Consider the following 13,966-nt stretch of genomic DNA (forward strand, 5'->3'; position numbering starts at 1 on the left):
CCGCAGGTGCTGCCGGCCAGCGGCCGGCACTACCGACGAATCGTCACACGCCCATGTAGCGGCCAGGGCGGTGGTTGAACATCAGCACCAAGCTGAGCACCACCGCGCCAATGGCCGAGTACAGCACCTTCGATGGCGACAGCACGAAGAACGCGGCCACCATCAGGCAGGCGTCGTAGGACATCTGCACCTTGCCCGCGCTCCAGCCACGGGTGCGCTGCAGGTACACCGCCAGGATGCCGATGCCGCCGAGGCTGGCACGATGGCGGATGAAGAACAGGATGCCCAGGCCAGACAACGCGCCACCGACGATCGCCGAATACAGCGGGTTGATGTGCGAGAAGTCGATCCAGCGCGGCAGCAGGTCGGTCAGCACGCCACAGGCGGTCACTGCGGCGAAGGTCTTCAGGGTGAATTCCCAGCCCATGCGCCGCAGCGCCACCCAGTAGAACGGCAGGTTGACCAGCACGAACACCAGGCCGAAGTTCCAGCCCATCGCGTAGTGCAGCAGGAAGGCCATGCCGGCCATGCCGCCGATCATCAGCCCGCCCTTGGCGAAGATGGCCAGGCCCAGCGATGCCACCATCGTGGCCAGCACCATGCCCTGCACGTCCTCGGCGATCGAATGACGCAGCGCTTTGTCGTCGGCGGTGGTGCCGGCGCTGTCGGGCGGCGGGGTCAGCGGACCGGCGGTGACCAGGTGGCCGTCAGCGTCGTCGCACGGCGCGGGGCCATGGGAAGGAAGGGACATGCGGGTGGGGAACAGCAGGTGGGGAGCGGTATTAGACACGATCTGCATGACAGTTGCAGATGAAATCGTTCAGCTGAATACGCCCGCCCCATGCCCCTGCCCGCCGCTGCTCAGCCCTTGCCGCCCAGATGGTGCGCCACCAGCGCGTTGGCATGGCCATGGCCCAGCCCATGCTCACTTTTCAGGAAGCTGACCAGTTCCATGTGTTTCAGGCCCTTCTTCCCTGCCAGCAGCCCGAGCCAGTGGGCGACCGGCTGCCCATAGGTCTTCTCGATGGAAGGGAAGTACGAGGCCGGGCCCTGGGGTTTGGTGTCAGTGCTCATGCGGAAGCTCCTCGCGTTGGATGTACCGTTACGACGAGCCGGGGAGCCGGAAATCGACAGATCCGTTCAATCCGGGAGCCGTATCATCCCTGCATGCCCCGCGAAAACCTCAACGACCTGCAGGCCTTCGTCCACGTTGCCCGCGAGGGCAGCTTCACCAAGGCCGCCGCCCAGCTGGGCGTGTCCCAGTCCGCGCTCAGCCATGCCATGCGCGGACTGGAGCAGCGCCTGGGCGTGCGCCTGCTGACCCGCACCACCCGCAGCGTGTCCACCACCGAAGCCGGCGCCCGCCTGCTGGAAACGCTGGCCCCGCGCCTGGCCGAGATCGAGGATGGGCTGGCCGCGCTGGCCGAGTACCGTGAACGCCCGGCCGGCACCATCCGCATCAATGCCACCGGCCACGCCGCCGAGTACATCGCCTGGCCCAGGCTGGCGCCGCTGCTGCAGCAGTATCCGGATTTGAAGGTGGAACTGGCGGCCGACTACGGGTTGGCCGACATCGTGGCCGAGCGCTACGACATCGGCATCCGCCTGGGCGAGCGGCTGGCGCGCGACATGATCGCCGTACCGATCAGCCCGCCGCTGCGCATGCGCGTGGTCGGGGCGCCCAGCTACTTCCGCCAGCACCTGGTGCCGCGGCACCCGGACGACCTGGCCGGGCACAACTGCGTCACCCTGCGCCTGCCCACGCATGGCGGGCTGATGCCGTGGGATTTCGGCCAGGACGGCAATGAACTGAGCGTGCGTGTGAGCGGCCAGTGGATCTTCAACAGCATGGGCATGACCCGCGCCGCCGCGCTGGCAGGCAGCGGGTTGGCCTGGCTGCCGGAGGACCAGGTACAGCCGATGCTGGACGATGGTCGCCTGCTTTCGGTGCTGGACGACTGGTGCCCCCACTTCGATGGCTACTACGCGTACTACCCGTCGCGCCGCCACGTCACCGTGGCGATGCGCACGGTGCTTGATGCGCTGCGCGGGCCGATGAAGGGGTGAGGGTTGAGGAGTGCGGACCAACGGTCCGCACCCACCACCAACGGTCCACACCCACCTGGTGATCAGCCCTTGGCTTGCGCCGCACGCTGGGCGTTGTAGCGCTCACCAACAATCGATACTTCATCCAGCGCCTGCGCGATGCGCTGCAGCTCTTCCGGTGCCAGCTGCAGGTCGGCCGCGGCCAGGTTTTCTTCCAGGCGATGGACCTTGGTGGTGCCCGGAATCGGCACGATCCACGGTGCCTGCGCGAGCAGCCAGGCCAGTGCGACCTGCGCAGGCGTCGCACCGCGCGCTGCCGCAATCGTGCTGATGCGATCCACCAGCGCCTGGTTGGCGCGACGCGCTTCCACTTCGAAACGCGGCACGCTGTTGCGGAAATCGTTGGCGTCGAAGGTGGTATCGGCGTTGATCGCACCGGTCAGGAAGCCGCGGCCCAGCGGGCTGAACGGCACGAAGCCGATGCCCAGCTCCTGCAGCGTCGGCAGCAGTTCACGCTCCGGTTCGCGCCACCACAGCGAGTACTCGCTCTGCACCGCAGCCACCGGCTGCACCGCATGCGCGCGACGCACGGTGGCAGCACTGGCCTCGGACAGGCCGAAGTGGCCGACCTTGCCCTCGGCGATCAGGTCGCGCACGGTGCCGGCCACATCCTCGATCGGCACGTTCGGGTCGACGCGGTGCTGGTAGAACAGATCGATATGGTCGGTACGCAGGCGCTTGAGGCTGGCTTCGGCCACGGCACGGATGTTCTCCGGGCGGCTGTCCAGGCCGGCATCGGTGCGCGCGTCCTTGAAACCAAACTTGGTGGCGATCACCAGCCTGTCGCGGTAGGGCGCCAAGGCCTGGCCCAGCAGGTCTTCGTTGGTGTACGGGCCGTACACCTCGGCGGTGTCGAAGAAGGTCACGCCGCGCTCGACGGCAGCGTGCAGCAGGGCGATGCCCTGGCCCGTTTCGACCGGCTGGCCGTAGGCATGGGTCAGGCCCATGCAACCCAGGCCCAGGGCGGAAACCTTCAGGCCGCTGCGGCCGAGTTCACGTGTCTGCATCGTCGTGCTCCAGAGGGGGAGTGCTGACGATACGCCTGCAGCGGCGATGAATTGAGCCGGTTGGACGACAGTCGGTCATGACTGGAATTCATCAATCGCCTACGCGCCCGGTAGAGTCGACTGTTAGTCGACTGCTCTTTCACCGGCCGGGAAAATCCCGCGCTGCGCGCGAGAGTCGACTAACAGTCGACTCTACAGAGTCGCAGGTCACCGGATCTCGGAGATCTCCACCCCATCCAGCCCCTGCGACAGGGTGCGCGCGTCGCCGCCCTGGCTGAGCTTGATGCGCAGGCGCACTTCGTTCTGCGAGTCGGCGTAGCGCAGTGCGTCCTCGTAGCTGATCTCGCCGGCCTGGTACAGCTCGAACAGGCTCTGGTCGAAGGTCTTCATGCCCAGCTGGACCGAGTCCTTCATCACTTCCTTCAGCTTGTGGATCTCGCCGTCGCGGATGTAGTCCTGCACCAGCGGCGTGCCCAGCAGGATCTCCATCGCCACCTTGCGCGAGCGGCCGTCGGGCGACGGCACCAGCTGCTGCGCGACCACGCCCTTGAGGTTCAGCGACAGGTCCATCAGCAGCTGGTTGCGGCGGTCTTCCGGGAAGAAGTTGATGATGCGGTCCATCGCCTGGTTGGCATTGTTGGCATGCAGCGTGGCCAGCACCAGGTGGCCGGTTTCGGCGAACGCGATGGCGTGATCCATGCCTTCGCGGGTACGCACCTCGCCGATCATGATCACGTCCGGCGCCTGGCGCAGGGTGTTCTTCAGCGCGGCTTCCCAGCTGTCGGTATCGATGCCGACTTCGCGCTGGGTGATGATGCAGCCCTCGTGCTTGTGCACGAACTCGATCGGGTCCTCGATGGTGATGATGTGGCCGGTCGAGTTCTGGTTGCGGTAGCCGATCATCGCCGCCAGCGAGGTCGATTTACCCGTACCGGTGGCGCCGACGAACAGGATGATGCCGCGCTTGGTCATCGCCAGCGTCTTGATGATCGGCGGCAGGCTCAGCTCTTCCACGGTCGGAATGCGGGTCTCGATGCGACGCAGCACCATGCCGACCTGGTTGCGCTGGTAGAAGCAGCTGACACGGAAGCGGCCGACACCGGACAGGCCGATGGCGAAGTTGCATTCGTGGGTCTTCTCGAATTCCTCGCGCTGCGCCGGGGTCATCACGTTGAGCACCAGGTCGCGGCTCTGCTGCGGCGTGAGCGGGGTCTGCGTGATCGGCGAGATCTTGCCGTTGACCTTCATCGCCGGCGGCATGCCCGCAGTGATGAACAGGTCCGAGGCGCGCTGGTGCGCCATCAGCTTGAGGAACGAAGTGAAATCGATGGTGGTCGCGGTGGTGTTCACGGCAGGCTCCCGGAAAAGCGGTTTACCAGGTAACGGTCGGTGGAGGAAACAACACGGAGCGGCCGCGCCATTGCACGCGCCGCCCGTGGCTGCCCTGCCTTACTCGAACAGGCGCTTGTCCTTGGCGTAGTCGCGGGCCTGGTTGCGGGTGATCAGGCTGCGCTTGACCAGGTCCTGCAGGTGCTGGTCCAGGGTCATCATGCCGTACTGCTGGCCGGTCTGGATGGCCGAGTACATCTGCGCCACCTTGTCCTCACGGATCAGGTTGCGGATGGCCGGGGTGCCGACCATGATTTCCCACGCAGCGGTACGACCGCCACCAACCTTCTTCAGCAGCGCCTGCGAGATCACCGCACGCAGCGATTCGGACAGCATCGAGCGCACCATCGGCTTTTCGCCGGCCGGGAACACGTCGATGATGCGATCGATGGTCTTGGCCGCCGAGCTGGTATGCAGGGTGCCGAACACCAGGTGGCCGGTTTCCGCGGCGGTCAGTGCCAGGCGGATGGTTTCCAGGTCACGAAGTTCGCCGACCAGGATGATGTCCGGGTCCTCACGCAGTGCCGAGCGCAACGCTTCATTGAAGCCATGCGTGTCGCGGTGCACTTCGCGCTGGTTGATCAGGCACTTCTGCGAGGTATGCACGAATTCGATCGGATCCTCGACGGTGAGGATGTGGCCGTATTCGTTCTTGTTGATGTAGTCGATCATCGCCGCCAGCGTGGTCGACTTGCCCGAGCCGGTCGGACCGGTCACAAGGATCAGGCCCTGCGGCTGCTGGATCACTTCACGGAACAGCGGCGGGCAGGCCAGGTCCTCGAGGGTGAGCACCTCGGACGGAATGGTACGGAACACCGCACCGGCGCCGCGGTTCTGGTTGAACGCGTTCACACGGAAACGCGCCAGCGACGGGATCTCGAAGGAGAAGTCCACTTCGAGGAATTCCTCATAATCGCGGCGCTGCTTGTCGGACATGATGTCGTACACCAGCGCGTGGACCTGCTTGTGGTCCAGGGCCGGGATGTTGATCCGGCGAACATCGCCGTCCACGCGGATCATCGGCGGCAGGCCTGCAGACAGGTGCAGGTCGGACGCTTTGTTCTTTACGGAAAACGCCAGCAGTTCGGCGATATCCATGAGCGGCTACTCCCCAATAACGGCTTCGACTGGAAGGATCTTTCCCCGGGCGGCAGTATAGCCTCCTGATTCAATGGAACGCGTTACGTGGCCACTCCCCTGCCCCAGATCCTGAGCAACCTGCATGCCGCCGCCGAGGCGGCCGGCCGGCCCGATCCGCGCCTGCTGGCCGTGTCCAAGACCCAACCGGCCGAGGCCGTGGCTGCGCTGGCCGCACAGGGCCAGCAGGCCTTCGGCGAAAACTATGTGCAGGAAGCGCTGGCAAAGATGCAGGCGCTGCAGCACCTGGCGCTGGAGTGGCACCTGATCGGCCACCTGCAGTCGAACAAGGCCGATGCCGTGGCCACCCACTTCGACTGGGTGCAGAGCGTGGACCGGCCCAAGCTGGTAACGGCGCTGGCGCGCCATCGCCCGGCCGCACGCGGCCCGCTGAATGTGCTGATCCAGGTCAACATCGACGATGAATCCAGCAAGCACGGCTGTGCACCGGAAGACGTGGATGCATTGGCTGCGGCAATTGCCGCCGAGCCTGCCCTGCGCCTGCGCGGGCTGATGGCGATTCCCGCGCCATGGCCCGAAGCCGAGCGTCGTCGGGATGCATTCGTGCGCATGCGCACACTTTTCCAGTCGCTGGCTGCCCAGCACGTGCAGATCGACACGCTGTCGATGGGCATGAGCAGCGACTACGCCGAAGCCATCGCCGAGGGCGCCACCCTGGTTCGCATCGGTACCGCACTGTTCGGCGCGCGCCCGCGCCCAGCCTGACTTTCCAAGGAGCTTTCCATGGCAGCTGATTCCATCACTTTCATCGGCGGCGGCAACATGGCGCGCAGCCTGATCGCCGGCCTGATCCGTCAGGGCACACCCGCCGCGCACATCCACGTCGCCGAACCGGTGGCCGCACTGCGCCAGGCGCTGGCCGCCGACTTCGGTGTGCAGGTGCATGACAACGCGATTGATGCCGCTGCGCAGGGCAGCACCTGGCTGCTGGCGGTGAAGCCGCAGGTGCTGCGTGAGGTCTGCCAGTCGCTGCAGGCGCTGGCCCAGGCAAACCAGCCGTTGGTGGTGTCGATTGCCGCCGGCATCACCAGTGCGCAGCTGCAGCGCTGGCTGGGAGGCGACCAGGCAGTGGTGCGCGCGATGCCGAACACCCCTGCCCTGCTCGGCGCAGGTGTGACCGGCCTGTTCGCCACACCGTCGGTGGACACGCAGCAGCACGCACAGGCCGAGAAGGTGCTGGCCAGCGCAGGCCGCACCGTGTGGATCGACAGCGAGGCGCTGATGGATTCAGTGACTGCCGTATCCGGCAGTGGCCCGGCCTATGTGTTCCTGCTGGCCGAAGCGATGGAAGCGGCGGGTATTGCCCAGGGCCTGCCAGCCGACGCCGCGCGCACGCTGGTGGTGCAGACCCTGCTGGGTGCCTCGCGCATGCTTGATGAAGCCGGTGAGAGCCCGGCCGAGCTTCGCCGCCGCGTGACCTCGCCGAACGGAACCACCCAGGCCGCGATCGAGAGCTTCCAGGCCGGTGGCTTCGAGGCGCTGGTGGACACCGCACTGCGCGCCGCGCAGGTGCGTGGGCAGGAACTGTCTGCGGCGAATGATTGATCCCGATGCGTGCCGACCAACGGTCGGCACCCACCGTCATCCACGTCTGGCGTGGATGCTCATTGCCCCAATGTCGTCATGACGAAATCGACGAAGCACTGCAACCGCGGGCGCGGCCTGCGGTCGGGCAGGTAGATCAGGTGCATCGGCCGTGGTTCAGGCAGATAGTCGCGCAGCAGCGGCTTCAACCGCCCGGCAGCAATTTCGCCAGCCAGCAGCGCCGTCGGTTGCAGCACCAGACCCGCTCCTGCAACGGCAGCTTCGCGCAACGCGAAACCATCGTTGCAGGTCAGGCGCGCTTCCCAGTCCACCTGTTCACCGTTGGCCAGCTGCCAGCCGTGGCCACCGCGCCAGGCCAGATGGCTCAGGCAGTCATGCCCTGCCAGATCGGCGGGCGTACGCGGCGTGCCGCGCCGGCGCAGGTACGACGGTGACGCACACAGGCTCATCGCATACGGCGGCAGCGGCCGCGCCACCAGTTCCTGCGATGGCAGCGGCCCGACCCGGATCGCCACATCGAAACCATCCTCGATCAGATCCACGCGGCGGTTGCTCAGGTCCAGCTCGATATTCAACTGCGGCTGTGCGCGCAGCAGGCCGGCCAGCTGCGGCGCCAGCACGCAGCTGCCCCAGGTGGTCGGCGCACTGACCCGCAGCAGGCCACGTGGCTGTACCTGCAGACCGGCCACATCGGCCTCGGCCTGCTGCACCTGCTCCAGCACCTGCCGGCATCCGGCCAGATAGGCGCTGCCGGCTTCGGTCAGCCGCTGGCGGCGGGTGTTCCGTTGCAGCAACGCGGTGCCCAGATGCGTCTCCAGCTGCTGGATGTACTTGCCGACCATCACTGCCGAGACCTGCAGCTGTTCGGCAGCCCCTGCGAAGCTCCCGCGCTCGGCCACGGCGACGAAGGCCTGCATGCAGCGAAGGGTATCCATTGCTAATCCAGAGTTAGGAATCTGCGAATCATACGCCGCTTACCTAACCCCAATGTGACGGCGCAGACTGCGCTCACACCCTCACGCAAGGAACCGCCATGAAGATCCTCCTCGTCGGTGCCAGCGGCACCCTCGGCCAGGCAGTCGCCCGTCAGCTCGGCCAACAGCATCAGATTCTCGCCGCCGGCCGCAGCAGCGGCGAACTGCGCGTGGACCTGACCGACGACGCCAGCGTCGCCGAACTGTTCTCGCGTACCGGCGCAGTCGATGCGGTGATCTCCACCGCCGGCTCGGTGCATTTCGGACCGCTGCAGGAGATGACGCCCGAGCAGTTCACTATCGGCCTGCAGGACAAGCTGCTGGGACAGGTGCGGCTGGCACTGGCCGCGCAGCACCACCTCAATGCCGGTGGCTCGATCACCCTGACCAGCGGCATCATCAGCGCGCAGCCGATCCGCGACGGCGTCAACGCCACCGCAGTGAATGCCGCACTGGAAGGCTTCGTGCGCGCAGCCGCACTGGAGCTGCTGCCGCGCGGCCTGCGCATCAACGTGGTCAGCCCGAACGTACTGATCGAATCGATGGCCGCCTACGGCCCCTACTTCCCAGGCTTCGAGGCGGTAAGCGCACAGCGCGCGGCACTGGCCTTCCAGCGCGCGGTGGAAGGCATCCAGAGCGGCGAAACCATCACGGTCTGGTAAGAAAATGGGGCGGAGGGGATTAAGTCGTTTTCGTCCGCCGGGCATGGCCCGGCGCTACCGGGAGCGCGTTCCCTTTTTGTCGCTCACTCCCAGCGCATCGGGCCGTCGCCGCGTTCGCCGAGGACGTCGCCGGGGTTGGCCAGGCGGCAATGCTGCAGTGACAGGCAGCCACAGCCGATGCAGCCGGTCAGTTCATCGCGCAGCAGCTGCAGCATGTGGATGCGCACTTCCAGCTCGGTGCGCCAGCGCGCGGACAGCTTGGCCCAGTCAGCCTTGGTCGGTGCACGGCCTTCAGGCAGGCTCTCGAAGGCGCGGCCGACCGCTTCCAGTGGCATGCCCACCCGCTGCGCAACGCGGATCACCGCCAGCCGGCGCAGCACGTCGCGGCTGTAACGGCGTTGGTTGCCCGAGGTGCGCAGGCTGCTGATCAACCCCTTGCGCTCGTAGAAATGCAGTGCGGAAACGGCCACGCCACTGCGCTGGGAGACCTCGCCAACGCTGAGTTCCTGGGATGCCATTGCTTGACCTCAACTATAGTTGAGGTGGCATGCTGCTATCTTCGCCGCCCGTTGACAAGCGCGGCCCGCCCCTGACCGGTATGACCCCGACCCTCTCTCCCGCCGACACCCGCCTGCCGGCTGACACATCGATCCTGTCCGCGCGCTACCGCGCCACCACCCTCGGCATGGTCGCGCTGGTCGCGCTGCACGCCTTCGAAGCATTGGCCGTCGCGGCCGCGATGCCCACGGTGGCCGAAGCACTCAGCGGCCTGCGCCTGTATGCGCTGGCCTTCGGTGGCACACTGGCCACCAGCGTGATCGGCATGACCCTGGCCGGACGCTGGGCCGACCGCCAGGGCCCGGCACGGCCGCTGTGGTACGGCCTGGCCTGCTTCGTGCTGGGCCTGCTGCTGGCCGGCTTCGCCGTGCGCATGGGCATGCTGGTGGCCGGGCGGCTGCTGCAGGGCCTGGGTGCGGGCGCGATTTCGGTCTCGCTGTACGTGATGGTCGGCCGCAGCTACCCGGAGCACCTGCGGCCGAAGGTGTTCGCGGCATTCTCGGCGGGCTGGGTGGTGCCCTCGATGGTCGGCCCGGCGCTGAGCGGCCTGATCGTGCAGCATCTCGGCTGGCGCTGGGTGTTCCTGGCGGTGCCGCTGCTGGCAGTCCCTGCTGCCCTGTTGCTGCGGCCTGCGCTGGCGCGCATGCAGCCCTCCGCCGACAGCAACGACGACGAGGGGCGCGGCAACGTCGTACGTTGGGCCAGTGGTGCATCGCTGGCGGCGCTGCTGCTGTACTTCGGCGGCCAGCAGCACGGTCCGACCGCCCTGCTCTGCATCGGCGTGGCGATGCTGGCGCTGCTGCTATGCGTGCATCGCCTGCTGCCGGCCGGAACGCTGATCCTGCGCAGGGGCCTGCCCAGCGTGATCGCACTGCGCGGCATCGCCGCTGCCGCATTCTTCGCCTGCGAAGCCTACCTGCCGCTGCTGCTGCAGCGCGAACGCGGACTCCCGCCCAGCTGGGCCGGCGCGGTGCTCAGCCTCGGCGCACTCGGTTGGTTCGCCGGCTCCTGGCTGCAGGGTCACCAGCAGCGCGGCTGGTCACGCCAGCAGCTGCTGCGCGTCGGCACGGCGATGATGACGCTCGGCATCGCCGCAACGCTTGCGGTGTTGTTCAATGCAGTGCCATTGCCGGTGGCCCTGGTGGGCTGGACGGTCACCGGTTTCGGCATGGGCATGATCTACGCCAGCCTCTCGGTACTCACGCTTTCGCTGTCAGCAGCGCATGAGCAGGGTGCCAACACGTCGGCCCTGCAGCTGAGCGAGGCCCTGTCGGTGACCACCGCGCTGGCGGTCTCCGGTGCGTTGTTCGCGCTGTTCGTGGAAAGCGCGCCGCACACCGGCTACCTGCTGTGCCTGGCGATCACCTTCGGCCTGGCGGTGCTGGCCGTGGTGATCGCGCGGCGGGTGTAGCGCCGTCGGGTTTCGGTAGTGCCGTCCGCTGGCCGGCAACCTCCGCGCACGCGGGAATCCCATGATGGTGCCGGCCAGCGGCCGGCACTACCGGGTCCCCGTGCCTACGTCATCGATGTCCCGGTGCAGGATGCGCCGCACTTCCAGCACTGCCTGCGGGGTCTCCTGCACGCTGTGGCCGGAAATGATGACCTTCTCCGACTGTGCACCCGGCAGGTGCGCACTCCAGTACGGCACCAGTCCGTCATCGGACTTTTCCACCGGCAGCTCCGGCTTGCGCTGGGCGATGATCGAGTGGTACTTCAGTCCCGCTTCGATCGGCAGCTGCGCTGCGGCCTTTACGAATGGATCGCTGGCCTTGAGGTTGTCGATGCTGTTGGGGATCTTCGGCTTGGCGGTGCCGTCGACCTGCTGCTCGGCCTGTGCCAGCGCCATGAACACGTCCTCGAATTTGCCGAGAATGGTCAGCGGCAGGCGTACCAGGCGACCGATCAGCCGCCCGACCCTGTTGCCGGCGATATCCGTGCCCTGGTGCGGCGCGGCGATGAAGATCGCGCGTTCCACGTTCGGCTGCGCCTTGAAATGCAGCAGTGGCCCCAGCTTGGCCTGCACCCGCTTCAGCCGCTCGCCCTTCAGGTCATAGTTGGCCAGCAGGTCATCCCACAGCACATCACCCGAGTCGCTCACCAGCAGCCGCGCCAGCACGCCGCCCATGCTGTGGCCGATATAGACCATGTCCTTCGATGCGCGCGTGCTGCCGTTGGGGTCGAAGTGCTTGAGGGTGTCATTGAACGCGTTGGCGATCTCGTAGCGGTTCAGCGCGATCGGCGCGTTGGTCGGGTAGTAGACCTGCCACACCTGGAACTGCTGGCGCAGCTCGGGGTCGCCCATGATCTCGTTGGCCAGGTTCACCCAGGCTTCCGGGCTGCTGGCCAGGCCGTGCAGCATGAAGATGATGCGGCGGTTCGGGTCCCACGGCTGCATCAGGTAGATGTGCGGTTCGCCGATGCTCTCGCTCATGCCGAACAGGGTGCGCAGTGATTGCCGGGCGAAACCGCTCTGCGCCAACCACAGGCCATAGGCGGCGGTGAAGCTGCCGGCCAGCGGCACCTGCTCGCCATGCAGGGTGATGCGCTCGGTCGCTTCGGGCGAATAAGCGTCCAGCTCGACCCGGCGCGTGCGCATCACATCGTCCAGGTTGCTGCCTTCGAAGCGCAGCAGTGCGGTGACGTTGATCGAGGACATCTCACTGAACTCGGGCACCGAATCGTCGTGGCGATGACGGCGGCCACGGCGTGCGTCGTCCTCATCCTCCTGCGGCGCCTCAGCCTTGGCGCCCTCGGGTGCGATCACCGGTGCGACCAGCTTCGGCGGGTCCATCACCATCACCAGTTCGGCACCGAAGCCATCACGGCGATAAGTACTGCGCAGCCCGACGAAGCTGACCGTGCCGGCTGGCACCAGCTGCGCGGGAATGCTCTTCAGGTTCAGCTGCTGGTAGTTGGAAGCCAGCGACCAGCTGCCGACCGAGATCGGCTTCGTGTAGTCCTCGCCCGCCAACGCAGCGGCGCGCGCGCGGACGAACAGCACCACCGCCGCCTTCTCGGCCGCGTAGTTGTAGTAGTCACGCACCTGTGTCTGCCGGTCTTCGAAGGCGCGATCCGATGGTGAGCGGCCGCTGTAGAACAGGTAGGCATAGGCGTAGCGCGCGGCTTCCAGCCAGGCGTCCAGCGCTGCGTCGCTCATCGGCGGATCACCGGCTGCGGTCTTCTTCGGCGTCAGCGCCAGCGCGGCCTTCACCCACAGTTCGGACAGCGCCGACAGCCGCTGCTCGACATTGAGATCGTCGGTCATCAGCAGCGTGCTGCGGCAGACCAGGAAGTCCTTCTCGCACTGCGATTCGTCCAGGCCTGCCGCGCTGAGCGTCTCTCGCGCGGCGGGGCTGAGCTTGCCGGTATTGAGCACGTCGGCACGCTTGTTGACCAGCGAATCGCTGGACTTGACCTGCTTGACGGTGACCATCGCGCAACCGCTGCTGACCAGCAGCAGGAAGGCGACGAACAACACCGGCAGCGCACGCTGCCAGCGGATCAGGAGGAGTCGAGTCATTACTGCGGGTCCTGCTCGGTGCCAGGTACGCCCTGGCGGATCACGGTGGAGAAGTGTTCGCCGCTGCCCAGGTCCAACGCACGCTGGGTGATGCGGCCCTTGTCGTGCAGCTCGGCGTACGGCACACCCGGGGTCAGTGCACCGACCTCCTGTGCGTACTCGGCCAGGTAGCCGGACAGCAACAGGCGGTAGTCCAGCGGCAGGCGCGGCGCGATCTGGCGGGCCAGATCGAAGACGATCGTGGTGCAGTTGCTGGTGAGTGTGTTGTAGAAGCCCGGCTTCGCATCCAGTTCGCGCGCCTGCGCGATGTACGCGGCGAACAGCTCCTTCAGCTGCGCACGGTCCATGCCGTGCAGGCGGTACAGGTAGACATCCTCGCCACGCGCATTGGTGCGGGTGCGGATGATGTCGGTCTCCTCCGCGGCCACCAGGGTCATCTCGAATTTGCGGAAGAAGCCGCCCAGCGCCGAGAACGATTCGCCGCGTTCCTTGCGGATCTCCAGCGAGAACACCACGTGGCGCCCATCGTCGAAACCGAACGAGATCAGGGTGTGGGCGATGGCCGGGCCCATCCAGTACGACAGCACCAGGTCGGCCGAACGCAGCTGGTCCAGGTCGTACGCGCGGCGCACCCAACGGGCGTCGTAGTCGGTTTCGGTCCGCCATCTGAAGTCACGCACGTTGTCGAGCACCACGTGGCGGCCATCGAAGGAGACCACATGCAGGCGCTGGGCCACGTCATCGGCCCAGACGCGGTCCTGGCGCGGGGTCAGCAGCAGCCACCACAGGCCGGCCAGTGCCAGCGATGCCCCGAACGCCAGGCCCAGGCGGCGCGAAGCATGGCCCCGCGCGACGCGCCACGACGCCCACAGCGCAACCAGCAGCCACAGCGCAGCGGCACCGGTGGACAGCCAGCCCGGCCCAGGCATCTGGTAAGCCAGCAGCCCGGTCACCCACAACGCTGCCAGCGCCATGGCACTTCCTGTCATCCAACGTCCTGCGGCTTTCACTGGCATCCTGTCGCGGTTCCGAAGCCGCATAGTTAGC

13 protein-coding genes and 1 pseudogene are annotated in these 13,966 nt (G+C 66.8%); 5 read left to right on the plus strand and 9 right to left on the minus strand.

Annotated features, from left to right (window positions below; all coding sequences use genetic code 11):
• Nucleotides 1-43 precede the first annotated feature (43 nt).
• On the minus strand, nt 44-751 hold the full coding sequence (locus BN1263_RS02595) for a YitT family protein (RefSeq protein WP_005415543.1): 708 nt from the start codon (nt 749-751) through the stop codon (nt 44-46).
• 110 nt (nt 752-861) lie between these two features.
• On the minus strand, nt 862-1,074 hold the full coding sequence (locus BN1263_RS02600) for a DUF4287 domain-containing protein (RefSeq protein ID WP_058979391.1): 213 nt from the start codon (nt 1,072-1,074) through the stop codon (nt 862-864).
• Between the two features lie 93 nt (nt 1,075-1,167).
• Here BN1263_RS02600 and BN1263_RS02605 point away from each other — a divergent pair, with 93 nt between their 5' ends.
• Nucleotides 1,168-2,067 carry a LysR family transcriptional regulator gene (locus BN1263_RS02605; protein ID WP_058979393.1) on the plus strand — a complete coding sequence of 300 codons (900 nt, stop codon included), beginning with the start codon at nt 1,168-1,170 and terminating at the stop codon, nt 2,065-2,067.
• Nucleotides 2,068-2,129: 62 nt separating this feature from the next.
• Here the strand turns inward: BN1263_RS02605 and BN1263_RS02610 are convergent, their stop codons facing one another.
• The 3 genes from BN1263_RS02610 to BN1263_RS02620 form a co-directional block, all read right to left on the minus strand.
• Entirely contained in the window at nt 2,130-3,113 is a 984-nt protein-coding gene (locus tag BN1263_RS02610; protein ID WP_058979395.1) for an aldo/keto reductase, read from the minus strand.
• 207 nt (nt 3,114-3,320) lie between these two features.
• Nucleotides 3,321-4,463, minus strand: a complete 1,143-nt coding sequence (locus BN1263_RS02615; RefSeq protein ID WP_019659468.1) for a PilT/PilU family type 4a pilus ATPase — start codon at nt 4,461-4,463, stop codon at nt 3,321-3,323.
• A gap of 99 nt (nt 4,464-4,562) precedes the next feature.
• The gene (locus tag BN1263_RS02620) at nt 4,563-5,600 is read right to left on the minus strand and encodes a type IV pilus twitching motility protein PilT (RefSeq protein WP_006422551.1); all 1,038 of its coding nucleotides are present in this window, start codon (nt 5,598-5,600) and stop codon (nt 4,563-4,565) included.
• 87 nt (nt 5,601-5,687) lie between these two features.
• On the opposite strand from BN1263_RS02620, the gene BN1263_RS02625 reads away from it, so the two are divergent.
• Together BN1263_RS02625 and proC are read left to right on the plus strand one after the other, a co-directional pair.
• Nucleotides 5,688-6,365 carry a YggS family pyridoxal phosphate-dependent enzyme gene (locus BN1263_RS02625; protein WP_058979397.1) on the plus strand — a complete coding sequence of 226 codons (678 nt, stop codon included), beginning with the start codon at nt 5,688-5,690 and terminating at the stop codon, nt 6,363-6,365.
• Between the two features lie 18 nt (nt 6,366-6,383).
• The gene (proC, locus tag BN1263_RS02630; protein ID WP_058979401.1) at nt 6,384-7,205 is read left to right on the plus strand and encodes a pyrroline-5-carboxylate reductase; all 822 of its coding nucleotides are present in this window, start codon (nt 6,384-6,386) and stop codon (nt 7,203-7,205) included.
• A 59-nt stretch (nt 7,206-7,264) separates the two neighbouring features.
• On the opposite strand, the gene BN1263_RS02635 is transcribed toward proC, so the two are convergent.
• Nucleotides 7,265-8,140, minus strand: a complete 876-nt coding sequence (locus BN1263_RS02635; protein WP_058979403.1) for a LysR family transcriptional regulator — start codon at nt 8,138-8,140, stop codon at nt 7,265-7,267.
• A 71-nt stretch (nt 8,141-8,211) separates the two neighbouring features.
• On the opposite strand from BN1263_RS02635, the pseudogene BN1263_RS02640 reads away from it, so the two are divergent.
• Nucleotides 8,212-8,841: pseudogene (locus tag BN1263_RS02640) on the plus strand (short chain dehydrogenase); the annotation flags it as partial.
• 83 nt (nt 8,842-8,924) lie between these two features.
• On the opposite strand, the gene soxR reads toward BN1263_RS02640, so the two are convergent.
• Nucleotides 8,925-9,359 carry a redox-sensitive transcriptional activator SoxR gene (gene soxR, locus BN1263_RS02645; RefSeq protein ID WP_058979405.1) on the minus strand — a complete coding sequence of 145 codons (435 nt, stop codon included), beginning with the start codon at nt 9,357-9,359 and terminating at the stop codon, nt 8,925-8,927.
• Nucleotides 9,360-9,388: 29 nt separating this feature from the next.
• Between soxR and BN1263_RS02650 the strand changes: the two genes are divergently transcribed.
• Nucleotides 9,389-10,810 carry an MFS transporter gene (locus BN1263_RS02650; protein ID WP_058979407.1) on the plus strand — a complete coding sequence of 474 codons (1,422 nt, stop codon included), beginning with the start codon at nt 9,389-9,391 and terminating at the stop codon, nt 10,808-10,810.
• A gap of 87 nt (nt 10,811-10,897) precedes the next feature.
• On the opposite strand, the gene BN1263_RS02655 is transcribed toward BN1263_RS02650, so the two are convergent.
• Nucleotides 10,898-12,919 carry an esterase/lipase family protein gene (locus tag BN1263_RS02655; RefSeq protein ID WP_058979408.1) on the minus strand — a complete coding sequence of 674 codons (2,022 nt, stop codon included), beginning with the start codon at nt 12,917-12,919 and terminating at the stop codon, nt 10,898-10,900.
• Nucleotides 12,919-13,893, minus strand: a complete 975-nt coding sequence (locus tag BN1263_RS02660) for an Lnb N-terminal periplasmic domain-containing protein (RefSeq protein WP_058979410.1) — start codon at nt 13,891-13,893, stop codon at nt 12,919-12,921. Before BN1263_RS02660 ends, BN1263_RS02655 begins: the two co-directional genes overlap by 1 nt.
• Nucleotides 13,894-13,966: the final 73 nt, after the last annotated feature.

The sequence above is a fragment of the Stenotrophomonas thermophila genome (genome assembly GCF_001499715.1).
Classification (GTDB): Bacteria; Pseudomonadota; Gammaproteobacteria; order Xanthomonadales; family Xanthomonadaceae; genus Stenotrophomonas; species Stenotrophomonas hibiscicola.

Bases quoted from the DNA above. Each gene is read 5' to 3' on its own strand.
- BN1263_RS02650 (WP_058979407.1), top strand. From the start codon at position 9,389: ATGCTGCTATCTTCGCCGCCCGTTGACAAGCGCGGCCCGCCCCTGACC.
- BN1263_RS02655 (WP_058979408.1), bottom strand. From the start codon at position 12,919: ATGACTCGACTCCTCCTGATCCGCTGGCAGCGTGCGCTGCCGGTGTTG.
- BN1263_RS02605 (WP_058979393.1), top strand. From the start codon at position 1,168: ATGCCCCGCGAAAACCTCAACGACCTGCAGGCCTTCGTCCACGTTGCC.
- proC (WP_058979401.1), top strand. From the start codon at position 6,384: ATGGCAGCTGATTCCATCACTTTCATCGGCGGCGGCAACATGGCGCGC.
- soxR (WP_058979405.1), bottom strand. From the start codon at position 9,359: ATGGCATCCCAGGAACTCAGCGTTGGCGAGGTCTCCCAGCGCAGTGGC.
- BN1263_RS02610 (WP_058979395.1), bottom strand. From the start codon at position 3,113: ATGCAGACACGTGAACTCGGCCGCAGCGGCCTGAAGGTTTCCGCCCTG.
- BN1263_RS02600 (WP_058979391.1), bottom strand. From the start codon at position 1,074: ATGAGCACTGACACCAAACCCCAGGGCCCGGCCTCGTACTTCCCTTCC.
- BN1263_RS02660 (WP_058979410.1), bottom strand. From the start codon at position 13,893: ATGGCGCTGGCAGCGTTGTGGGTGACCGGGCTGCTGGCTTACCAGATG.
- BN1263_RS02620 (WP_006422551.1), bottom strand. From the start codon at position 5,600: ATGGATATCGCCGAACTGCTGGCGTTTTCCGTAAAGAACAAAGCGTCC.
- BN1263_RS02635 (WP_058979403.1), bottom strand. From the start codon at position 8,140: ATGGATACCCTTCGCTGCATGCAGGCCTTCGTCGCCGTGGCCGAGCGC.
- BN1263_RS02595 (WP_005415543.1), bottom strand. From the start codon at position 751: ATGTCCCTTCCTTCCCATGGCCCCGCGCCGTGCGACGACGCTGACGGC.